The 23,711-nt window shown below is 40.9% G+C and carries 17 protein-coding genes; 4 read left to right on the top strand and 13 right to left on the bottom strand.

Features of this window, described 5'->3' with window-relative positions:
* Nucleotides 1-288: 288 nt before the first annotated feature.
* The 4 genes from LHW48_01755 to LHW48_01740 are packed head-to-tail and all read right to left on the bottom strand — an operon-like array spanning nucleotide 289 to nucleotide 5,983.
* Nucleotides 289-1,062 carry a TSUP family transporter gene (locus LHW48_01755; protein ID MCB5259189.1) on the bottom strand — a complete coding sequence of 258 codons (774 nt, stop codon included), beginning with the start codon at nucleotides 1,060-1,062 and terminating at the stop codon, nucleotides 289-291.
* A gap of 1 nt (nucleotide 1,063) precedes the next feature.
* Nucleotides 1,064-4,300 carry a hypothetical protein gene (locus LHW48_01750; protein MCB5259188.1) on the bottom strand — a complete coding sequence of 1,079 codons (3,237 nt, stop codon included), beginning with the start codon at nucleotides 4,298-4,300 and terminating at the stop codon, nucleotides 1,064-1,066.
* The gene (gene umuD, locus LHW48_01745) at nucleotides 4,300-4,746 is read right to left on the bottom strand and encodes a translesion error-prone DNA polymerase V autoproteolytic subunit (protein ID MCB5259187.1); all 447 of its coding nucleotides are present in this window, start codon (nucleotides 4,744-4,746) and stop codon (nucleotides 4,300-4,302) included. Before umuD ends, LHW48_01750 begins: the two co-directional genes overlap by 1 nt.
* A 55-nt stretch (nucleotides 4,747-4,801) precedes the next feature.
* Nucleotides 4,802-5,983: a tetratricopeptide repeat protein gene (locus LHW48_01740; GenBank protein ID MCB5259186.1), complete on the bottom strand. Its 1,182-nt coding sequence runs from the start codon at nucleotides 5,981-5,983 to the stop codon at nucleotides 4,802-4,804.
* A gap of 272 nt (nucleotides 5,984-6,255) precedes the next feature.
* Here LHW48_01740 and LHW48_01735 point away from each other — a divergent pair, with 272 nt between their 5' ends.
* Both LHW48_01735 and LHW48_01730 read left to right on the top strand, forming a co-directional pair.
* Complete coding sequence (locus LHW48_01735; GenBank protein ID MCB5259185.1) at nucleotides 6,256-6,555, top strand: HU family DNA-binding protein; 300 nt, start codon at nucleotides 6,256-6,258, stop codon at nucleotides 6,553-6,555.
* A 186-nt stretch (nucleotides 6,556-6,741) separates the two neighbouring features.
* Entirely contained in the window at nucleotides 6,742-9,432 is a 2,691-nt protein-coding gene (locus tag LHW48_01730; GenBank protein MCB5259184.1) for a metallophosphoesterase, read from the top strand.
* 314 nt (nucleotides 9,433-9,746) lie between these two features.
* Here LHW48_01730 and LHW48_01725 read toward each other — a convergent pair whose 3' ends face one another.
* Together LHW48_01725 and uvrB are read right to left on the bottom strand one after the other, a co-directional pair.
* Nucleotides 9,747-11,924 (bottom strand): carboxypeptidase regulatory-like domain-containing protein, encoded by a 2,178-nt coding sequence (locus tag LHW48_01725; GenBank protein MCB5259183.1) that lies wholly within the window; start codon nucleotides 11,922-11,924, stop codon nucleotides 9,747-9,749.
* A 361-nt stretch (nucleotides 11,925-12,285) separates the two neighbouring features.
* On the bottom strand, nucleotides 12,286-14,295 hold the full coding sequence (uvrB, locus tag LHW48_01720) for an excinuclease ABC subunit UvrB (protein ID MCB5259182.1): 2,010 nt from the start codon (nucleotides 14,293-14,295) through the stop codon (nucleotides 12,286-12,288).
* Nucleotides 14,296-14,355: 60 nt separating this feature from the next.
* Here uvrB and LHW48_01715 point away from each other — a divergent pair, with 60 nt between their 5' ends.
* Nucleotides 14,356-14,742 (top strand): hypothetical protein, encoded by a 387-nt coding sequence (locus tag LHW48_01715; protein MCB5259181.1) that lies wholly within the window; start codon nucleotides 14,356-14,358, stop codon nucleotides 14,740-14,742.
* A complete protein-coding gene (locus tag LHW48_01710; GenBank protein ID MCB5259180.1) occupies nucleotides 14,739-15,143 on the top strand; it encodes a nucleoside-diphosphate kinase in 405 nt (134 codons plus the stop codon). Before LHW48_01715 ends, LHW48_01710 begins: the two co-directional genes overlap by 4 nt.
* A 33-nt stretch (nucleotides 15,144-15,176) precedes the next feature.
* On the opposite strand, the gene LHW48_01705 is transcribed toward LHW48_01710, so the two are convergent.
* From LHW48_01705 to LHW48_01675, 7 genes are all read right to left on the bottom strand, one after another.
* Nucleotides 15,177-16,352, bottom strand: coding sequence for a serine/threonine-protein phosphatase (locus tag LHW48_01705; GenBank protein MCB5259179.1), 1,176 nt, complete (start codon nucleotides 16,350-16,352; stop codon nucleotides 15,177-15,179).
* Nucleotide 16,353: 1 nt separating this feature from the next.
* Complete coding sequence (locus LHW48_01700) at nucleotides 16,354-18,042, bottom strand: 4Fe-4S binding protein (GenBank protein ID MCB5259178.1); 1,689 nt, start codon at nucleotides 18,040-18,042, stop codon at nucleotides 16,354-16,356.
* Entirely contained in the window at nucleotides 18,039-18,281 is a 243-nt protein-coding gene (locus LHW48_01695; protein MCB5259177.1) for a (2Fe-2S) ferredoxin domain-containing protein, read from the bottom strand. The genes LHW48_01700 and LHW48_01695 overlap by 4 nt, the downstream gene beginning before the upstream one ends.
* Entirely contained in the window at nucleotides 18,278-20,278 is a 2,001-nt protein-coding gene (locus tag LHW48_01690) for a [FeFe] hydrogenase, group A (protein ID MCB5259176.1), read from the bottom strand. Before LHW48_01690 ends, LHW48_01695 begins: the two co-directional genes overlap by 4 nt.
* A 14-nt stretch (nucleotides 20,279-20,292) precedes the next feature.
* Nucleotides 20,293-22,185: a 4Fe-4S binding protein gene (locus tag LHW48_01685; protein ID MCB5259175.1), complete on the bottom strand. Its 1,893-nt coding sequence runs from the start codon at nucleotides 22,183-22,185 to the stop codon at nucleotides 20,293-20,295.
* Nucleotides 22,178-22,678, bottom strand: a complete 501-nt coding sequence (locus tag LHW48_01680; protein ID MCB5259174.1) for an NAD(P)H-dependent oxidoreductase subunit E — start codon at nucleotides 22,676-22,678, stop codon at nucleotides 22,178-22,180. The genes LHW48_01685 and LHW48_01680 overlap by 8 nt, the downstream gene beginning before the upstream one ends.
* An 84-nt stretch (nucleotides 22,679-22,762) precedes the next feature.
* The gene (locus LHW48_01675; protein MCB5259173.1) at nucleotides 22,763-23,401 is read right to left on the bottom strand and encodes a redox-sensing transcriptional repressor Rex; all 639 of its coding nucleotides are present in this window, start codon (nucleotides 23,399-23,401) and stop codon (nucleotides 22,763-22,765) included.
* Between the last annotated feature and the right edge of the window lie 310 nt (nucleotides 23,402-23,711).

The raw sequence follows: 23,711 nt of genomic DNA, 5'->3' as shown, positions 1-23,711 counted from the left end.
TATTTCTTAGTCCTCTCTTAATCAAGCCTTAATTATTAAGACATGATTAAGAGTGGATAGTCACATGATTAATGCTCTTGATGGAGGAGAAAAGCACAATTGATCACTGTTGATACAAAGTGACAAAAGTGACAATGATTTGATCCTGATTTTGGTTTGTGGAATGGTTGACAACGAAATCTGCAAATTGTGCAGCGACAGTAGATGGCGTTCCCACGTATCGGAGGGCATTCTATGTGGGGTCTGTAGGCTGTATTCAATGTAAGAGAGGGGAAGAAATGCTAATTCTTAGGTGAGGATATTGTAGATAACTCTTCCTAGAAGAAGCATCAAAGCCAGAATAAAGACCTGTTTAATAAATCTATTTCCTCTCAGGATTACCATTTTGGAGCCGATGAGGTTTCCTGCTATTCCACAAACTGCACCGGGAATGGCAATGGGGAAAAAGATAACTCCGGCTTTGGCAAAGGTAAGCAAAGCGGCAACATTTGAAGCCAAATTTACCACCTTGGTGTTTCCATTTGCACGCACAAAATCATAATGAAGGAGAACAGAGTATATAATGATTAGAAAAGTGCCTGTACCAGGACCAAAAAAACCATCATAAAAACCGATAACAAATCCCGCACAGCTACCAATAACGAGACGATAACCTATTTTAAGTAAATGTGCTGTATCATGAAAGCCTATTTGTTTACGGATAAAGGTGAGCACTGTAATAGATGGTATTAGTACAACCAGCAAATAGTTTAGAAACTTTGCAGAAACAACTAGAGCAGTACTTGCCCCTAACCATGACCCAGCAAGTGCCATTAAAGCACTAATAAGGGCAACGGGAATATCTATCATACCAGCACGAAAGTACCTCACTGTAGAAAAAACAGTTCCCCAACAAGAAGAGAATTTGTTTGTACCCAAAGCGATATGGGGTGGAATGCCAGCACTCCAATATGCCGGTAGAGAAATAAGACCACCCCCTCCGGCAATGGCATCGATAAAACCAGCTAAGAATATGAAAGGTAAAACTATAACATAATCTAAAGGACTTAGTGAAAAGGGCATTCTACAATTCCGCCTTAAATTCAAGTTTGAGATTGTGGGTGCTTTTACTTTGTGGATATTTGCCAAAGCGATAATCCAGACTAAAAGAACTGAAATCGTTGATTCTGTATCGTATCGAAATATTGGCATCGGTTAGAAAGCCTTCTCGTTTTTGGGGTAAGAAGAGTAAATAGGCACTGCCTTCACGGAAGTTATATGCGATGTTTACTTTGGCAGAGATGCGATATTTTTGCAGGAAGATACTACGTAAAGAAGGTGATAAATAAATGTTTTGTAAGTGATAGGAATTTTCGGCTCCTTGTTGTTTTCCTTTTTCCGAAATGTATCCACTATCGATTTGGAGTGTGCTTTGAGTGTTTATGATTTTTTCGGCAAGCACCGATCCCCGCCACAGATCTATATCGGAGGAATATCTGCTTTCTTTGCTGTTTTCGTGATTTAATCCAAATCTGGTATTGAGGTTCCAAAAGTTTCGGAAATCTAATTGTAACTGCTGTTTATTATCCCAGCTTTGCTCGGTAATCTGATATCGTTGGTCTTTGCTCCGACTGTGTTCCAGACTAATGTTGCTGAGAATTTTTCCTTCATAGAGGTTTAACCAAAGGTTTTGAAAAAAAGATCTGCGACCGTAAATGGTATCTGTATTATATGAATAATCTGGGAAAAAAAGATAGCTTTGCCATTTACCGCCTTGTTCTCCTTGCTCATTTGCACTAAGAGTGATATCGGTTTGAATCTTTTGCCAGAGGGGATTCTTGAAGTATTGTCCAGGTTTTAGGTAGATACTGGCAGTCCCCGAAATATCTGTAGATAATCTTCCAATAGGTGATGTAACGTACTCATAGATAAATTCACCATCGTCAACGATCACTCCCGTGCTGTCATAAATTCCCTGACCATGACCTACCCAGATCAATTCTCGAATTTTGGGATAAAACTCAGTTTGGTTCAATTGATAGTTACTAAATACATCCACGGCTCCCTTTAATATAGTGTGTCCCGATCTGAAATTCAGGAGGTCATAATTTGTTTTGGGCTGATTATCGCTTGACGGGTTTTTTATTATGCGATGACTCATGTCGAAATCCACTCTATGATCTTGGTAATTACTGCTATGCTTAAGAGTATAAGTTTGTTGCGAATTAGCCTTCTGCCACGATTGACGCTTGATGCTATTCGTATCTTCACTAAATGTAACGGATGTAAAACTACGGGCACTTTTTAGATCTACAGATGGTTGCCAGCGGAATAATCGAGTACCACCAAATGATGGATTATCATCTTCCAGAGCAGAATACAAAGCCGCAAAGTTTAGCCCCATCAACCCATATTGCCAGCCCAATTCGGCATTTTGATACATCATGAGGCTGTTTTCGTTACCACTTTGTTCGGAAATAGTGCTATGTAAGCGCAGATAAGGAATCCATCCGGAATTTGGATTATCCGAAGAAAAACGGATGGCTTTTTGGATATAGTTATCTTTTAGATCTCTATATCGCAGCAGTAGTTTTGGTTCAAAAAAGGAACCTTGCCAAGCCAATGAAAAATCTACATTTGCCATGGCCAGAGAATCTACATCGGGAAGAACAGCAAAATCATGCTCGGGCGCTCCATCGTTACTAAATCTATATGTATTCGAAAGCCTGTATGCAGTATCAATCTTTGCCTTAAAAGGATTATCTGGATGGTTGAATGCCATCCAAAGGGAAACAATTCCAGCAGAGTTGTCGTTGTCGTCTTTCGAAGAATGAGTATTGGCATCGTTGTTGCTGTATAAAGCATCAATTCCGGTTTGAATGGAATCCCCTTCGTAAAGTAAGCTGAGTTCGATGTTGCTTCTTTTAGTTGGAGCTATTATAGTTTTTAGGGGAAGCCAAGCTCCCATTTTTGATCCCACATAGTGGTATCTCCCAATTGAGTACTCGGTGTAGTCCCCATTTCCCTGTCCCACAAAGCTAAACATAATATTATAGATGGCAGTGGAGTCTTCAGGAGCATATTCATAGTAGATGTTACCATCAGCGTTTTCTACCTGCCGGTATGTTCCTGTGCCAGGTTCTGTTTCAATGGCTCCATTAGTATAAACGGTAGCATCACCGGCAGTTGCCAAACTATCCAAATCTGTTTCGCTAAAACTAAATAAGAGAGGATTGTTCTTCGCATCGGCTTGATGAATGAGATGATGCCTTAGAGACAGCTTGTTCGAGATAGAGATTTTAGAGCTATTGTAGTAAGTGGATTGTCTATAATTCTCATCAGAATATTGAAACCATACATTCACAGAATTCAATGAGCTAACAATACGGCGAAACATCACAGAACCCTCGCTGTAGTCTATATAGTAATCTGTTCCTCGCTCCAATCGTATTCCATCCAGATAAATCTCTTCAGTTCCAGCAACAACAATAAAACTACGCTGATTATCGTTTGCGCTAAGATAGTACGGTCCCTGTTTGCCATCTACAATATCTAAATTCATAAAAGCTTTCTTTGCAGATCCCGCACTGAACGCTGCTGAGAATTCATGCTCTGAGCTGTATTTTGCTGCAATTCCTTCAAGTTTTGTGTTATAGTTCAAATAGCGGCTATTTTCATAGCTTAGTTCCAAATCACCCATACCTAATTCCCATTTTTTCCCATAGACTCTTATAAAAACCTGATCTAAGCTGGAAAGTTCTTTGCTATCACCTTCGGGACTCAATTTACTCTGACTATCGGATAGCTGAGCATTGATATAAACATCTTTGGCTAATTGTCCATTCAAATCTACATACAAAGACTGGAGTAATTCGGCGTCGCCGGTTTCAGAAAAACTTAAAGAGAACGTTTTGCTGCCATTGATGTTGAGATTGCTATTACTGGACATCCAATTTGTAGGGGTACGCCCACCAAATGTAGGAATGCTATCTGAAAAAGCAATGCGTTCGTATGTTGTATGTTTGGTAGTAAGCTCTGGAGGAATAATAAGATAGCTAATATGGATTTGAGTTGTGGGGAATTTTTTTATAAGCTTTAGAATTCCCTTTTGATAGTCTATGGTATAATCCAAATTTTTGGCATAGCGCAAGGAATCTCCGAAAACACTTTCAGATAATGATACGATATTCTTATGAGACAATGTATAAGCATCTATCTGTGGATTTAGAGTTATAGTTTCTTCTACAACAAAACTAAGGGCAGATAGAAAGCTAAATCCAAAAGTAAATAGAATTAAGAAGATACTATTACGTTTAATCATCAAAGCTGGCGTATTACAAACGTAACTACTCCCCAAACAATAAAGTTCATATCTTCTGTGATGTGTATTGGGTCAAATTCATCGTTTTCAGGAGTCAACCAGTATTGACCGTCTTCAATCTTCAACCTCTTTAAGGTTAGCTCATTATCTACAATGGCTATTACAATTTTGTTAGATTGAGCTTCGATAGCGCGATCCACAATAAGCAGATCTCCGGGATGAATTCCAGCTCCAATCATAGAATAACCATCTGCGTACATAAAAAAGGTTGAGGATGGGTGGCGGATAAGGTGCTCAGAGATATCGAGCATGCCCTCAATGTAATCTTGAGCCGGTGAAGGAAATCCGGCCGGGACAATAGCGCCCACAATTGGACGCAGAATCTTTTTCCCTTCACAATACTTGTAAACAGCTTTGATAGAGCCGTCAGTTTTTAGTTTTTTCATGGCAAAAAAGCGGCGGACGAAATCGCGTTCCGCCCGCCGATATTGGGGTTAAAAACTATTTAATTGCCTTCAAAATAGCTTGAGCTTGACTACCGTATTTGGGATCGGCGGTAAGACGTTCTAAATCTGCTTTGGCGGCTGTATAATTCTTTTGCTGATAATAAGCAACGCCACGCAACATGCGTGCATCGCTATTATTGGCTTGATCACTGAGTACCATTGTGCTATATTGTACTACTTTGCTCCAGTTTTTGGTTCTGTTATATTGTGCTGCAAGCGACAAAGCGATTCTGGGATCTGCCTTTATCTCCAAAGATTTCTCAAAATACTCTATCATTTTAGCATTATTCTTCAACTGGTTATAATTCTCGGCAATTTGAGAATATACTACTGCTAAAAGAGAAGCTTCAGGTCTGGTTGCAGCTAGTTTTTCTAGATAGATGTTTGCTTTTTCCCATTCACTGTTGGCGCGGTAAAAGTTTGCAATACGCGTAAACATATCGGCACCTGGGCGTAAGTTCTCCGCTGTTTTATAAGCAGTTTCAGCCTTGTTATATTCGCCTGCTTGGGCATAACCTTCAGCAAGCATAACATACGCTGCAGCATCATTGGCTACTTTGGTATAATCTTCTAAAACCTGAAAAGCCTGTTCGCTATCTTTGATGTCATCTTTCAAAACGAAGAACTTGGCATTCAATACTTCGGCGTTATCAGGTTCCATCTCAAGAATCTGATTGTAATATGCCAGAGCAGCCTCATAATTATGAGAGTCCTTGGATACAATGGCAAGATTGTTTAATGTTCCAATTATGTATTTATCCAAATCAGCCTTACTGATACCTACCGGAGTGTGGTTTTTGTATATGTTAAGAGCTGTTTCGTAGTGATCTATTGCTTCATTAAACATACTGACTTCGATGCTTTCAAATGCCAAATCTATATGAGTTTTGGCGATGTTTAATTGCATGCTTTCGATGTTTTGAGCAATGGAATCGGATACTGAGGCAGTGGGTGCAGCTTCTTCAAAGAGCGCAATGGCATTATTAAACTCCATAATAGCGTTCTCTAACATTCCATCTTCGTAGTTTTCGGTGGCGATAGAAGCAGCTTGATGTGCAAGTGCAAGTGGATTCCGGACTGGCTCGGGCTCCACTTCGATTTGTTTATTTGAGGAGCACGCACTTAGTACTATCAAGAACATCAGTGCGGCAAGAGCAAGAAATCTGTGATTCAGCATTAAATCCTCCATTTATTAATCTATGAACACAGTCTTAAATGAGCGGATTTTGTCAACTTAAAAAAGAGGCTATAGCTTTGATGTAAGAAAAATTAGCAATAAAAGTGTATTTTTTTGAACAGCACTTAATTACTTGAAATACAAGCGATTAAAGCCAATTGCAACCCGCAGTATTGGACAAAAGCTCTATAAATAAGGCTTTAAGCGGTTTTTTTATGTTGACAGAAATTCCAAGATAACATTCTCTATACTTTGAAATATCTCTAACGCTTATCCAAACTACAAAAGGAGGTAAAATGAGCAGAGATGAATTAGTAAAAAAGATCGCGTCCGATGCCGGCGTAACCCAGAAAGTTGCCGGTCTTGCCCTCGCTGCCGTTCTGGAAGGTATTACTCAAACCCTTAAAAAGGGCGGCAAGGTTTCTTTGGTAGGTTTTGGATCCTTCAGTGTTGCACATCGCAAGGCACGTAAAGGTATCAATCCCAAAACCAAAGCTCCTTTGAAGATTCCGGCACGTAAAGTTCCTGTTTTCAAAGCGGGTAAAAAACTGAAAGACGCTGTCAAAAAGTAAGAATTAACATTTTTTGACACATCAAAGAATGGCAGAACCTAGGTTCTGCCATTTATTTATACGCTCTGGAATGCTTTGATTTGCATAATACAAGAAAATAAGTTTTGACAGATGCAGTAGGTTATTTAGAAAAGCATTTGCTGTTTAATCTATTATTCGCAAAATGAATCTTAATCAGGAGACCTCATGCCAAGATATATTCTGTTTGCCCTGCTTTTATTGCCCTTTGGTCATTTAGTTGCCCAACCAGTTTTGACTTGTTACGATATCCAATATACGATGGAAGCGGATGGAGTTTCACCTTATGTAGATCAAGAGGTAACAGTTCAAGGCATTGTAACTGGAGCGGGCTTTGGCGATAACTATTTTATTGCTGATGCAGGAGGTGGTCCTTGGAGCGGATTGTTTATATATGATCGACATAACGAACCGGAACTTGGAGATTTGGTGCAATTGGACGGTATTGTAGCAGAATATTACGATTTTACCGAAATAACCTCCGTTACAAATTTTCAGGTACTCAGCCAAAACAATCCTTTGCCTGAAGTATCTATCATCAATACAGGTTCATTATCAACCTTTAATACCGCAGAACTTTGGGAAAGCGTTCTGGTGCAAGTGCAAAACGTTAATGTTACCGAAATTCCCAATGCATATCAAGAATTCTACGTTAGTGATGGTAGTGGATCGTGTCAGATAGACAATGGCTTTTTTTTCAATAATCATAGTTGGGATAATATCCAGAATGGAACGGTTTATACTTCTATAGTAGGCATTGTGGATTATAGCTATTCCACCTATGCCATTAATCCTCGTTCGCTTAGCGATATGATCTTGGATAATGCAACTTTAGCACTATTCTTGCCCAATCTTACTACAGCCGTAGAAAATCAGATTACAGTTCCTCTCGAAGCACATAATATCTCTCCGGAAGCTGGTTATTACGGTTATTCATTCGACTTGTTCTACGATCCCGAAATACTGCAATATCAGGATGTAAATAAAACTGGCACACTTTCTCAATCTGGAATAGTGAATGTTAACAATAATATGGGTATATTGAATATAAGCTACCAGAGTGATTCACCCTTATTCGGGACAGGTGAACTTTTAGATTTTGTATTTTGGACCAATAATACCGGAGTATCGGAGCTAAATATTAGTAATGCCATCTTCGGGACCGAGCAAATTAACCATATTGTAAATGGCAGTGTAACCGTAAATGGTAATTATAACACTTTGGGAGATACTTTAACCGTTATTCAGCGACCAATTTTAAATATTCCTGCTATTCATATTCCCGGTGAAATCCTTACTATAACTTGCCTAGCTTCGCAAAGCACAACTGGGTTTGAAGCATGGTTATTACACAACAACAAGCGCATCAGGCTTCCTCTGCAATCCTCTTCTTGGTATACCAATCCCAATCGTTGGGAGTTGCAGGCAATAGTTCCTCAAGTACCAGTTTTTGAACTCTACGATTTGGAAGTGAACGCACTTGGTGGAATTCACGATATTACTCGCAATGCGGTACAAGTTCTTCCTTCACGGAAAGATAACTATTACTTTGTTCACATTACAGATTTGCATTTACCCAATCGGCTTTACTATCCCAATGCAGGGTATGATACAGATTCTACTTCAGTGGTGGATTTTAGGGCAGTTATAAAGGATATCAATATAATTCAACCAGAATTTGTCTTATTAACTGGAGACCTACTCAACGAAGGAGAATTAGAAGATTTTAGTAACCAATTTTGGTATGGATGGACCCAGCGAGTATTATCTGAACTGGAAGTGCCAGTATATGTAACTTCTGGCAATCATGATATTGGCGGCTGGAATTCCACTCCTCCTCCTTCCGGCTCCGCCAGACGCAACTGGTGGCGGTATTTTGGCTGGTCTTGGCTGGATAATACCGATCTTAGCTGGCCCTATCATACCCAAGATTATTATTTCTCTTACAATAACACCGTGTATATCGGTTTGGAAGCATATAACAATTATGATAGTTTTCGGCAAATGATATATGGCTTAGATAGCTTTACAGATCAACAACTCAACTGGTTAAACAGCACATTAGCTGCCCATCCGGATCAGCGTAAAGTGCTGTTTCATCATTTCGATTTCCAAGAACAGCTTTCGCTGATCAATTTGGGGATTGATTTGTCTCTATATGGGCACATTCATTCTAATAGCGGATCAATAGATTCATATCCTTACAATCTTGCTACCAGCAGCGTATGTGATGGTAACCGCGCCTATCGTATTGTGCAAGTATCGGAAGATAGCTTAAACCCAAAAGAAACAATCTCCGCCGGTTCCAACGGATCCAGCTTAAGTATAAGCTATTTGCCAGCAAACTATGCCTTGGCAGATAGCGTGATGGCCATAGTTACAAACAATCATCCCATGGCTTTCAACAATGCCCTAGTTAAGTTTAATATGCCCTCTTCCAATGGTGGTTATAACGTAAATGGAGGAGTTTTAGAACAGGTAGACCGCTCGGGTGATCATAATGTGTGCTATGTGCGAGTTGCACTTACTGCGCATTCGGTGAGCTATGTGAGCATTAGTGCTAATGGAGTATCCAATGAGGATGCAACCACTGTTCCAATACCCGTCAAGATTAATGGAGTGTATCCTAATCCATTGCGGAGTGATGGCACAATTGAACTTTTTAGTGATAAGAACTTGAATAAGGTAACGGTGGAACTGTATAATCTACGCGGGCAAAAAATGCAAGACATATTGTACAGCAATCTTAAGCAAGGAGCAAACAACTTGCAGTTATCGCTAAATCTGAATAGCGGAATCTATTTTGTAAAGATCAAGGACTTACCCGGCAAAGCCCTTAAAATTGTTATCGTAAACTAATCTGAAGAGTCCAATATAGTATTGCATTGAAATAAGCTTTTTTTAATGACTATCATGTTATTTCAGGAAGTCATGATTGAATGTTGCCTCCTCACTGCATCCAGTTATAATTACCCAAGTTTCACCCAGATATACACCTGTAAATACGGGAAGACAGTAGCCCTAAGCCATTTTATTACTTAGGTGTAGCATATAGCGAGCATAGCGCTACGGGCTGGAAATCGAGGTTGGCAGCGGCTTTTTGCATTATTCTAGTTTAGAAATAATTAAGGGGTGATGTTATGAATTATCACCCCTAACAAGATTACTTCTCTTTATTTCTGAGGCAACTGTTGCCAGTTTAGTTCTTCGTTCTTATATGAAGTATCATTAGAGATAGTATTGATGCCGATTATTTGATTACCTGATAACTCGAATACTGTCCATACTGTGCCAATTTCGCCTGTTGGCACATGGTAAGTTTGAATATTATTATTACCTTTCCACACACTTACTTGAGCGGATGAATTGGAAAGAGCGCTGCTATTTGAGTATCCACCATTTGAATAATCATATACGCTGAAACGATAAAGTCCTTGACTTGGAACATATATGGTTGTAGTTTCAGGACCATAGGATGAAACATCGTCAATATCAAGGTTAGCATAAAGTGTATCATCGTAGTAGAAGTTCTTGTTTGCATAATATATATGGAATCGTTGTTCAGATTCTGGGATAGGTCCAGTGAGATGTGAATCCAAATCTCTAGGAGAGCTTCCCCATGTAAGAATAATTCGAATCTCGTCTTCATTCATAAGGGGTGACATCACAGTGCTTTGATTATCCGAATTGACACCACCAAGGCATATAACCGAAAAACTCGTTTCAACAAAATCTACATGACTGCAACTAATGGTGTAGTTACCAGCTTCAATATCATTAAAGAGATAGTATCCATTAATATCGGTATGAACTGTGGCAATTATCTCACCAGTAAGGTTGTTAATGCCTTCTCGAATTTGGAGGGTTACTTGAGAAATTCCATAGTTAGTCATCGCATTCCTTATGTAACCGCTGATGCTTCCAGTTCCTTGGAATGTTTCATCTATTTGCAATATAGCTTGCAAGGTGTTGTTAACAAATCCTGATACGGAAACATCGTATTGTTCGGCATTTAAAAAGCCTTCTTTGCTAAATATCACTGTATATACACCGGCAGCTGCTTCAAGACTAAACCTACCATTGGCATCAGTTGAGGCTGAGTAATTCAGTTCTCCCTGTTTATACAGGTTTACCGATACATCACTAAGGGGATTACCAGTATCTGCGTTGTGAACAGATCCCGATAAAGTACCTGTTATAGCTCCATCTGATTCGGCAAGCAACTGACTGTATTCAATAAGCCCGGGGTAGCTATAATCTTGTTGATAACCTATAGCAGACATGTTTACTCCTACATCTGCTCTAAATCCACCTCTTAGAACCCACCAAGGGGATTGATCGGTATCTGCCTGAAGATCCAAAATTCCCAGTCCTGTTACAAAAGGACCGGCAACTCCATAAAGATTTAGTTCAAGTCTTGGACCTGTGGCTATCGATGCAGCGGCATTTCCATGTAGGGTAGGTTCTTGGTATTCAAAACCGAGTTCTCGATTTTGGTATGTTGACCAATTACCATCCTCATATATTACCCCCGCTGTTGCTACTGCCGATACAGACACTTCAGAATCTATATTTGTGCTACCCTCAGCATCAATGTTTAAAACTATCTTAACTCGAGGCACTACAACTATCGGAAATCCACTTACAAAGAATACTATGGGTTGAAACTCCACGCTTGCTAAATCGATTGATCTTGTAATGCTGAATATTGTGGAAGTGATATCCAGATTTAACGATGATTGTTCTCCAATATGACCCCCGCCCTTTAAATAGGTAAGCCCTTGACCAAGTCTTGTTCGAATTTGTAGATCGTAACCCATATTGAGATTCAAGTTACCAGTTATACTAACGGTTGTTCCCGGTGCCAGATTATCATTAACATAATTGAGAGTATAATCGTGACTTAGGGGATCTTTTGATTTTGGTGAAAAAACTACTCCCTCTGTTAAGTAATCAATCTTTTTTACATCGGAAGTTCGTAATGCTTGCTCTAGGTGAATATCTGCTTGTTCAAAAGCATCTTCAATACACGCTGGTTCAGTGGTAAGAACAACAATATCCCCATCCTGTTCAATATTTGTTATTTTTCTAAGAAAGCCATTTGGAGCCAAGTCAATTGGTGACGAAGCAACAATATCTCCAACTGCAAATTCTGGCTCAGTAGTCTCCGCTTGCATTTGAACAGAATTATCTGAAACTTCAGTAATCCTTTGTTGTTGAAGATCATTAAAGGCCCTGGCGTTATCCGACAGCATCGTTTCTGCTGTTTCTGGATCATCAGAATTCTTCTTACAAGATACTGAAAACAAAACAGCGATCAAGATACAAAAAATAATCAATACTCTTTTCATTTTTCCTCCTCTTTAATGCTTGATCGATACTTACGATCTAAGATACAAAAAACACTAATTGGCGTGTAAGGCAAGCAGATACGCCAATACTATTGCCGACAACTATAAACAAAATTCAGACTCTCTGTCTGATTGTCAATAAATATTATGAGAACGTAATGATTTGCCTCAACAATAAATTAATAGAATTCTTCTCGTGTACTAGAATAGACTTAAGTTGCATATCTTTAAAATACAATCTGTTAGCATACTATTTGGCGGTTGCACAATACACTATGGGTTTGTTGATTATTATCCACAGGAGGGAATGGAAAAAAATACTGGGCGTAAACTAAATCTTAAGCCAGGCTAGTATTCATTATTATGTATCAGCTTGATAATTCTGCATTTCCCAAATACGGTCTCTCAATTCTGCTGCACGCTCAAAATCGAGGTTCGCAGCGGCTTTTTGCATTTCTCTTTTTAGTAAATCGATAACCTTGTTTACCGAATCCAGATCTAAGTAATCTTGGAAATCATCTTTAGGAGCTTTATTTTGGGTCTCTTCCTCTTTTTTCTCATAACCTTCTGCAATAGCCGTAGATTGCATGATTTGTTCAATTGTCTTCATAATGGTTTTGGGAGTAATGCCATGTTCTTCATTATATGCCAACTGTTTAGCACGTCTTCGGTTGGTTTCATTAATAGTGTGTTGCATGGCATCAGTAACAACATCGGCGTAGAATATCACTTTTCCCTCTACGTTTCTTGCCGCTCTTCCGGAAATTTGGATAAGTGAACGTGCAGAGCGAAGGAATCCGGTTTTATCGGCATCCAATATTGCAACCAGCGAAACCTCAGGCAAATCCAATCCCTCTCGCAAAAGGTTGACCCCCACCAAAACATTATATTCACCAAGTCGTAATTCGCGAATAATCTTTGCTCTTCCAATGCTGTCGATATCGCTATGCAAGTATTTGCTGGTAATTCCAGCCTTGTTCAAGTATGTGCTGAGGTCTTCGGCCATTCTTTTGGTAAGTGTCATTACCAGAATTTTATGACCTTTTCGGATGCGTTCTTTGGCTTGGGCAATGAGATCATCTACCTGATGTTTGATTGGTTTTATTTCAATCTCTGGATCCATGAGCCCAGTGGGTCGAATTACTTGCTCAACAATTACTCCGCCGGTTTGTTCGAGTTCATAATCTGCAGGAGTAGCTGAAACAAAGATAACGCTTTGAAGGTATCGGGTGAATTCTTCAAACTTGAGAGGGCGGTTATCGAAGGCAGAGGGTAATCTGAATCCATATTCCACAAGATTCTTTTTGCGGGTGAAATCGCCGCCATACATACCATGAACTTGGGGGATGGTTACATGAGATTCGTCTATAACAAAAAGAAAATCATCGGGGAAGTAATCGAGTAGACAATTAGGCGGTTCACCGGGTGCCGATCCTGTGAGATGGCGACTGTAGTTTTCAATTCCACTGCAATAGCCAAGTTCCCGCAACATCTCAATATCAAACATAGTGCGCTGCTTAAGCCGATCTGCTTCTACATAACGCTGATTATCCAAATAAAACTTTACCCTTTCATTCATTTCTGCTTCGATGCTATGAACAGCTGCGGCAAGTTTATCTTCATTCATGATAAAATGAATTGCCGGATACACGGGATACTCATCTACGGCTCCAAGGCTTTGGTACGAAATGGGATGTAATTTCTCTAAGTTTACAATTTCATCACCAAAGAATTCTACCCGTAAACAGTGTTCCACATAGGCGGGATAGATATCCACAGTGTCGCCACGAACCCTAAATGCACCACGTTCGAAAGCAATATCGTTTCGAGAATAGTGGGCATTAATAAGCTTTTTTAGCAATTCATCCCGCTCCATTTTCATGCCAATATGAAGCCTAACAAGAGCCTCGCGATATTCTTCTGGAACCCCCAACCCATATATACAAGATACGGATGCTACTATTATCACGTCACGTCGCTCCATAAGGCTCATCGTAGCGCGCAGACGCAGTTTTTCGATTTCAGAATTTATATCCGAATCTTTTTCAATATAAATATCTTTTCCGGGTATGTAAGCTTCGGGTTGATAATAGTCGTAATATGAGATGAAATATTCAACCGCATTTTCTGGGAAAAGTTGCTTTAATTCCCCATACAACTGAGCAGCCAATGTTTTGTTGTGAGAAAGCACTAATGCAGGACGGTTGAGCTTTGCAATTACATTAGCGATGGTAAAAGTTTTGCCGCTTCCAGTAACTCCCAAAAGCACTTGGAAGCGTTTATTGCTTTTTACTCCATCAACCAATTCATTTATGGCTTGAGGTTGATCTCCGGCAGGGTTGTAATCTGTAACCAGATTGAACAAAGACATTTTTCCCCCAGAATTTGAGATTCGGAAATTCTTCTTGACGTAATGTAGAAGGATCTCAGTATGGATACCAATAAAATGGCAGATATTATTCTGTCGAGAAAATTAATACCGGGAGTTAGCAAGATGCTGAATAACGTAGAACTACAGATCAATTTTGAAAATCTTCTTAAACTGGGATATGCCGTAATAGATATCCGATACAAAGAGTATGACCTTTGTTCTGACACTCAAAAATTGGTAATTGCCAGAGTAGACTCGGACCGAGATGAATTCTATCAGGATATGCTAAAGCTGTATACCGGGCAAGAGTTCAAAACTGGTGAAATATATGAAATCTGGACTGAGATACTATTGCACAAAATTAAAATGAGCCAAGTTTTGGGGCGCGATATAGCCATCAAAGTTGCTGCTTTGGACTATATTGAAACAATCTACGTTAAGAGATGACCGAGCGCAGTCTCTTTTTAATAAAACCAAATGCCGTTGCCAATGGTCATATTGGTGATATTGTCAGCATCATAGAAAGACACAAATTCCGCATCATAAATATTAAGATTATTACTTTTAATCCAGAATTATCTCGGCGGTTCTATGCGGATCATTTAGGCAAAGAATTCTATCAGCGCTTGGAAAGTTTTATGTGCTCAGGGAATACGATTGCCCTCTTATTAGAGAAGGAAAATGCAATTGCAGAACTTAGAGAGATCATGGGAGATGTAATGCCCGAAAAACGTAAGCCAGGCACGATTCGTGCACTCTATGGAGAGGGAGTAACAAATAATGGCGCTCATGCTTCAGATTCTGTGAAGAACGCCCAAAAGGAGATTCAGATAATATTTGGAGATTAGCATTTTATTGGGGTCTCATGTAGTAGAAGCAATTTAGATGTATATGGTTTTAGTAGATTTCATATATTTCTGTTCGAGAGCCTTACACAATTGTTTCATTAGGTTCCTACGGATTTCAAGATCTTTAGGTAACGCAGGATCTTGATGAGCATCATTGATCTTTGTGCCTACCACACATTCAATAATATCGCTGTCTAATAACATTGCAACTAAACGCTTTACTGCGCTATCGGGTACTTTGTCTGGACTTATTCCATCCTGCAATACACGTAGGCATCGTGATAGAGTGATGGTACCTTCGGACACCAAATCAAAGCCATCCATTTGAGCGCTAGGGGGTATTTCTGAATTGCTTTTTATCTCTTTCAAGTTCACTTTTAGGGCAATATTTAGTTCCCGCGAAAGAATCTCTGCGGTAGTTCCTCCACAAACCAGTTTTCTGCCCTCGAAACGACTAATGATTTCAGCGAGTGTGCTGTCATGTTCTCTTTTGTAGGGAGGACCTGTAACCAGCATTGTACGTCTGGGATTTCGCAAATACAATGCAGCACAACTAATGTCGTCAGCAGCTTTGTTGCCATCGTATTCTTTGGCTTTGTAGGCGACTCTGTGTGAAATTTCACTGGCAGACATAGCGGGGTTTTCCGTTAAAAGATTCTCTATATAATCTTCTACTCCACTTTCCATCCAACCCAAAGGAAGATGAGTTAAGCCCATTCCAGATTGAGTTACACCATCAGAATAATAAACAACTCGGTCTCCTGGTTGCAGATGCAGTTCCGAGTAATATAGATTGCTTTTACGGAATGTTTTAATGGGTATTTCTTGTTTCTCGACCTTTGTGCATTTGCCGTTTCTCATTAGTGCATATGGGGGATTATCGTGTTCGATAACACGCAGATCGCCTCGGTTGTTGGCTTCAATAATCGTAAAGGTGCTATACCCAATCTTTCGATATGAGCATACAGGCAAAGTTTCCAAGATTATCTCGGCTGCTCGTTTAATATCCATCTTAGAGGAAACAAAACCAGCAGCCATTGTAGTTGTGAGGGTTGAAAGAACGCTTGCTTTAATGCCGCTTCCTAAGCCATCCGCTAAAATACAAATGATACCATTTTCGTTCTTAATGCTGTAGAAAGTATCCCCACAGGAAAGAAATCCGTGTTTGCAGATTTGGGCATGATCAACTTCCAAAAAGTATGAGTCCACGTTAGGAATCCTTATTGGTAAAACTTTGGATTATTGATGAGAGTAAAACTTCACTATCGGCTGCGTTCTCGCCTAATAGAAAGGCAATCTTCTGAACAGTTGTTAGATTCTTTCGCATTACTTCATTTGCTTTTTCAATTATCTGCTCTCTTTGAATAACAGGCTCTGTAATATCCTGTAGGATGCCTCCCAAAACGAGATGCTTCTGGATGGAAAACAAGGTTAACCGTAAGATGCGAGTGTCTTTGCGAATATCGGTAACCCTCACTTCCGTACCCTCTTTAAGAGCTTTAGCAAAAAGATCGTGAAAGTCGATCAATCTTTCCAAATAAGCCCCTTCAAGATCTGGATCGGCTTCTGAAACAATGCTGGCATCTCCTCCGATTATTTGGATAAAGCGATCGTTGCTTTCGATGATCTTTAGGTTCTCATCAACTATCACTACTCCCGATGGCATGGCTTTTATCAAGGCGGCTGCTTTATTCTGCGCCAGTTTGCGCAAGTAGGATACGCACATTGCCGGCTCAGCTTTTTCTTCTATCAATGCGCAGGCAAATTCCTTACAGGTATCATATCCGCAACCACCGCAATTCAGTTCATCCTCCAAGCGCTTCTTACCAATTCTGAGTAAGGCAGCTGCTATTTCCTGCTTGCTGTGGATACCTTTTTTAATTCCTCTTTCGTGAAAGTCTTTCACTATATTTAGAGGCTTTATTTCTCGCTTGAGAGGAGCGGGAGGTGTGAGGGTCTGCACCTTATAACGTTTTTGGGCAATTGAACCTCTTATGCTTACTCCGGGACCGTTTACGCAACCGCCGACACAGGCTAAGGTTTCTACAAACACCGGATGATCAAAACTCCTGATATCGATTTCGTCAAAAGCCTCCATTATCTGCTCGATTCCGGAGAAGCTCATAAATAAGGTGTCTTTCGGCGCACCATAGTATTTGATGCCCTCACTCATGCCGCTATCGATGGGATACAATCCGCCTTCTTCGGCAGCTTTGGGAACAAAACTATCATCGAGAGAAACCTTGTCCCAGTCAATAACGTTCAAATTAAACCATCGTCTCAAATCCGCAAAAGTGAGTGCGACGTCAAAACTGTCTGTGCTTTCGTTCTTTTTGGCAATACAAGGGCCTATGAACACGATTCCGATGTCTTGACCAAATTCCTTTCTTAGAAGCTTACAATGAGCCTGCAAAGGTGAAGCAACTGGAGTTACATAAGGCACCAGATGGGGATAGTATTGTTCGATGAGGTGAATTACGCTGGGACAAGCTGAAGAAATCATCAGTTGACTATTGCCTTCACGCAGTAATTGAGCGCAGGCAGATGAAACCACCTGCGCTCCCAATGCTGTTTCCGATACGCCGGTAAAACCAAGACCACGTATAGCTCCAATCAGTTTTGCTTCATTCATTCCGTTAAACTCTGTTCTAAAACTGGGAGCCAGAGATACATACACTTGCTTCTTGTCGTCCAGTAATTGCATTGCTAGACCTAGGTCGTCTCTGATCTTTTTGGCTCCTACTGGACAGACTTCTGTGCAACGACCGCATAGAATGCAGGCTTCAGGCATTACCTGAGCACTGCCGTCTACTACTCTAATGGCTTTAACCGGACAAGCACGAACGCATTTGTAGCAATCCTGACACTGTGTTTTTTCGGTGTAAATCGGATTATTCATAATTCAATCAGTTCTTTTTTTAGTATTTCCGGTAATTCTTCACCTCGCACCTCATGATATGCATTACCATTGATGGTTATGTTTGGTCCCCGATGGCATTGTCCCATGCAGAGCGAGCCTTCGATATGCACGCTATCACTGATCCCGTGGTTTTTCAGAAATTCCTCGATCACGCGTAGGTTATCCCTGTTTTCACGGGCAAAACACGAGCTTCCCATACAGATCAGGATCCTTTTCATTTTAGTCTCTTTTCCGCTTCTTTAGTAATGAGGTCCTTAACCTGTTCCAATGTGGCTTTGTGTATCACTTGGTCACCGATAATGACATTTGGACCTTTATCGCATTTCTCGCTACAGAATGTTGCCGCGATATCGAAATGGGCAGCCCAAGCGTTTTTTTCTACCATTTGTAAAGTTTTGGCAAGGATGTCCTGAGAACCGCGAAGATAACAGGATGTACCAACGCATACTCTGATCTTGCATCGGTCTTCGCTACCAGCTCCTGAGAAGGACAGTTCATCATCATCAATTCGTTTACGGTGTTGAAAGGCAGTATGTAGCAATTCATGCGCTGTGTGACTGTTGGGCTTCTTCAAAAGGGTATTATAGAGCTCGCCAATAAAAGGATTATCTTGTGCACGATGCATGGGCATAGTTTTGTCTGCGTGATAAAGAGATGTAGTACGTTTTTTGCGTTTATTGTGATCTATCACAATTGGTTGACCCGCACCGCCTATACAGCCTCCGGGGCAGGCCATTACTTCCACGATATCATAGTTAGCCTCACCTGCCAGAATTTTTTCACAAAGCTCTTGTGCGTTCTTGATACCGTGAACGACTGCCATTTTCAGATTGCCATCTGCTAGAGAAGCTTCACGTAATCCGGATTCTCCACGAACCTCTTGAAGAACGATGGTTTCCGGCACCGGGATTTGGAATTTATCGGCAGCATAACGAAGAACAGCTTCAGAAACTCCACCGCTATTGCCAAAGATCATTCCTGCGCCGGTAGCAAAACCCATAGGCAGATCCATAGATTCTGGTTCCAAAGCGTCAAAATTGATTCCAGCTTCTTTGATCATTCTGCCCAATTCCTGAGTAGTAATGGCAATGTCCACATCGGCAATACCGTCATGAATAAATTCCGGACGTTTGCATTCATACTTCTTAGCAGTGCACGGCATAATGGAAACTACCACCAAGTCTTTCTTATCTACTTTCAGTAGCTCGGGCAAACGCTCTTTAGCAATGGAGCCAAACATCTGTTGCGGAGAACGACAGCTGGAAAGGTTGCCCAATAACTGCGGGTAGCTTTGTTCGGCATATTTTACCCATGCTGGACAGCAGGAAGTGAAAATTGGCAGTTTTTCCCCTTTGGATTTGCGAGTTATAAACTCATTTGCTTCTTCCACAACTGTGAGGTCTGCAGCAAAAGCGGTATCGTATACTTGATCAAAACCGATCATCCGTAGTGCGGCAACCATTTTACCGGTAGTGTTGTCATTGGCAGGAAGGTTGAACATTTCGCCCAAGGCAACGCGAACTGCAGGTGCTATTTGAGCAACAACAGTTTTTGAGGGATCGTGAATTGCTTTCCAAGTTTGTGGAATATGGCTTCTTACTACTATTGCCCCGGTTGGGCATACTGCCGCACACTGCCCGCAGTTAATACAATCTACCTGAGCCAAACTCTTTCCATATGCCGCTGCTACATTCACATTCTGTCCACGAGAGGCAAAATCGATCGCACCAATGCCTTGTATCTCGCTGCAGTATCTCACACAATCTCCGCAAAGGACGCACTTACTGGGGTCTCTTACTAGGCATTCACTACCCAGATCCATGGGTTTGGCTTGTCTAGTTTTGCGGAAACGCACCTTATCGATGCTGAGCTTGTTTGAAAGATCTCTAAGCTTACAATCGTTAGCACGTGAGCATTTTGGGCATTCCTGATCATGATTGGCCAAAAGCATTTCTACAATTATTTTACGCAGTTTAAGAATCTGCTCGGTATGTGTTTTAATCCTCATGCCCTCAGATGGAGCGGTAGAGCAGGAAGTTACTAAACCCCGTCCCTCTACTTCAACCATGCACAATCTGCAAGCGCCATACAGGCTCAATTCACTATGATAGCAAAAAGTGGGTATATCGATGTGGGCTTTATGAGCAAGTTCAAGTATGTTTTTTTCGTCTTCCCAAAGAATAGGGCGGTCATTTATATATACATATCTTTCCATTTTATATCTCCTGATTAGCTGATGGCCTTAAATTTACAGGTAGTTATACAGGCACCGCATTTGATGCATACCATGGGGTCAATTACATGCGGTTTTTTCACTTCGCCACAGATCGCTCCTACAGGGCAAACTCTTTTACAAAGAGTGCAACCACGGCAAAGAGTGGGATCAATACTAATGGGGCTGAGAGCTTTGCATGTTTTCGTGGGACAGTATTTGGCTTTAACATGAGCTTCATACTCGTCTCTAAAATAGCGCAGTGTTGAAAGTACGGGATTGGGAGCAGATTTGCCTAAGCCACATAAAGATGAGAGCTTCACGGCTTCCCCAGTTTCCTGTAACAGTTTCAAACTCTCTTCATCAGCCTTGCCTTGTGTGATGTCTTCCAATATTTCCAGCATTTGACGAGTACCCTCTCGGCAAGGCACACACTTTCCGCATGATTCGTGTTGGGTGAAAGTCATGAAATATCGAGCAGTCTCCACCATGCAAGTACTATTGTTCATCACAACCATACCTCCCGAACCTACCATAGCTCCGATGGAACCCAAGGAGTCAAAATCTATGGGAAGATCCAAGTGTTCACGAGTGAGGCAACCTCCACTGGGTCCACCGATCTGAACTGCCTTGAAGGCATCGTTGTTGATTTTGCCATCTTTATCTAACACTCCGCCGCCAATTTCGAAAACAATCTCGCGGATGGTGGTGCCGAATGGTACTTCAATCAATCCCGTGTTTGCTACGTGACCGGTTAGTGCAAAGGTTTTAGTTCCGGGTGAGTTGGCGGTTCCCACTTCACGGTATTTTTTCGGTCCTTGTTGCAAAACAATCGGCACTAAAGCTAAGGTTTCAACGTTGTTGATCACTGTTGGTTTGCCAAATAGTCCTTTCTGTGCCGGGAATGGAGGTTTGGGAGTAGGCATGCCGCGCTTACCTTCAATTGAGGCCAATAGGGCAGTTTCTTCGCCACAAACAAATGCTCCGGCACCTTCCATCACGTTGATGTGAAAGCTCGCCTCAGTACCAAAAACAGTATTCCCCAAAATTCCATATTCGGTTGCTTTTTGAATTGCCTCCCTAATTCTGGAACAGGCTAAAGGATATTCCATCCGAACATATACATAACCTTCATTGGCACCAATCGCTTTTGCGGCAATTAACATACCTTCGATTACACTATGGGGATTGCCCTCCAATATAGAACGATCCATAAAGGCACCAGGATCTCCTTCGTCTCCGTTACAGATTACGTATTTTTTTTCATTATGCTCTTTACGGGCAAAATCCCATTTCAAACCGGTTAGAAATCCACCGCCACCACGTCCGCGCAGACCACTTTCCTGATATAGTTTGCATAATTCTTCGGCATCGAATTTTGTATAGGTGTCGCGGGCTGAAAAGTATCCGCCGTGAGCAATGTATTCTGCGATATTGGAGGGGTCTAATTTGCCGCAATCTTTTAGCCCAGTGCGCAGTTGTTTGGTATAAAACGGTATATCATCAGTACCTTTGTAAGCTGTTCCCGATACGGGATCATGATACAGAAGGCGTTCTATAACTTCGTGGTTTACTATGGATTTGGCAACTATTTCCGCTGCATCTTCTGGCTTCACGTGACCATACATAATTCCAGCCGGTTCGATCGTTACCAGAGGACCAACCTGGCAGAAACCCTGGCATCCGCTGCCAATCATATACACATCATGATGTTTATGTTCTTTGGGGTCATGAGATTTTAAGGAAACAGTTACTTCTAAGCCACTTAAGGCAATCGCATTTTTAAGAGCTTCAAAAACCTTCAAAGAACCATTAGCGATGCAACCTGTTCCTGCACATACAATAATGCGTTTGTCACACAATGCGCGTGCTTCGTTATAAGCATCACGTATTTCTTCGAGCTTAGGCATTTTCCTTCTCCTTATCTTCGATGCTGCCGATTATTTTTAATGCCTGTTCCGGAGTGATCTGACCGTAAACCTTGTCATCCACAACCAGAACCGGCGCCAATCCACATGCCCCTAAGCAGGATACTGTTTCAAAGGTAAACATCATGTCGTCTGTAGTGATTTGTTTCTCACGAAGATTCAATTTCTTGCGAATTGCATCAATTACTGCAGAGGATACGCGGACGTGGCAAGCCGTGCCATCACACATTTTGATGATGTGTTTACCTTTTGGTTCCAATGAAAAGTGACTGTAAAAAGTTGCTACGCCATATAGTCTGGCAGGGGAGATGCGCAGAGAAGTGGCAATAAAAGTAAGAACTTCCTGAGGCAAGTATCGGTATTCTTCCTGTACTGCCTGAAGAATTGGGATGATCTTGGCTTCGCTTCTATCGAAACGATCTAAAATGTCGATCACCTTGTTGAAGCTGTGAGCGGCTGCGTATTCGGCACTCATTTCTACTCCTGTATCTATATTTTTTATGTATTTATGGAATAACTCGAACTTCGAATTGATTGGGGATTGTTGATTGCTATCTAATTACTTGGCTTCGATATGCAGCCGTTCAGCTATTCTTCGGGATAAAACTGCCAAAGATGCACTCATATCCACATTTTCTACAATAATCTCTTGGGGGAGATCAAGCTTCACCGTAGTAAAATTCCAGATTGCTAATACTCCGTTTGCCACCATTTGCTCGGCTATCATCTGTGCAGCATCCGCTGGAACAGTTAAAACCCCAATATGTATATGCAAACGGGAAAGCAGATTACTAAATTTCTGCATCGAATGAATTGGAATTCCCTGATAGTACGTTCCGGCTAAATCCGGATCAGAATCGAAAGCGGCAATAATGCGTAAACCTTTCTTCTGTAATTCCTGATAGCCCATCAAAGCCTTGCCTAAATGCCCTACACCAACTAAGAAACAAGAGGATACGTCATTCCAGTTTAAGCATTCTTCAATCGCTTTGATTAAACCATCGATATGATGCCCAATTTTTGGAGTTCCTACCACACCCGTATAAGATAAATCTTTGCGTACCTGAGTCATGTGAACATCGGCAAAAACTGCGATTTTGGTAGCAGAAACCATTCTTAATCCGGCACGCTTAAAACGGTAAAGGGCCTCCAGATATTTCGGGAGCCGTTTAAGAGTTAACAGCGGTATAGCATCCATATTATTTCCTTTTCTGCCTAGCAGTTATGACTGAAACGAGGCAGTATTCAGTATTTATGAATCGATAAAATAATATTGATTAAATCTGTCAAGAGAAATCTACTCTAAAGTTATCGATATATCTGCAACTGCTTGTAAAATAAGCATATACAATTATACTTATGGGGTGATATGTAAATATGAGGCCTCAATGAGGAAATGAATAGTAAAGTAAGAAAATTGAATCACGATCCTTTATAGGCGATAGAGCTCTCAGAATCTTACCCAAGAACGCTTAAGAATACCTATTGTTAAAGAAAGACCGGTTGCC

Source organism: Candidatus Cloacimonadota bacterium, assembly GCA_020532355.1.
In the GTDB taxonomy this organism is placed as follows: domain Bacteria; phylum Cloacimonadota; class Cloacimonadia; order Cloacimonadales; family Cloacimonadaceae; genus UBA5456.
Note: the sequence above shows the minus strand (reverse complement) of the source record. Positions and strands in the feature narration are given on the sequence as shown.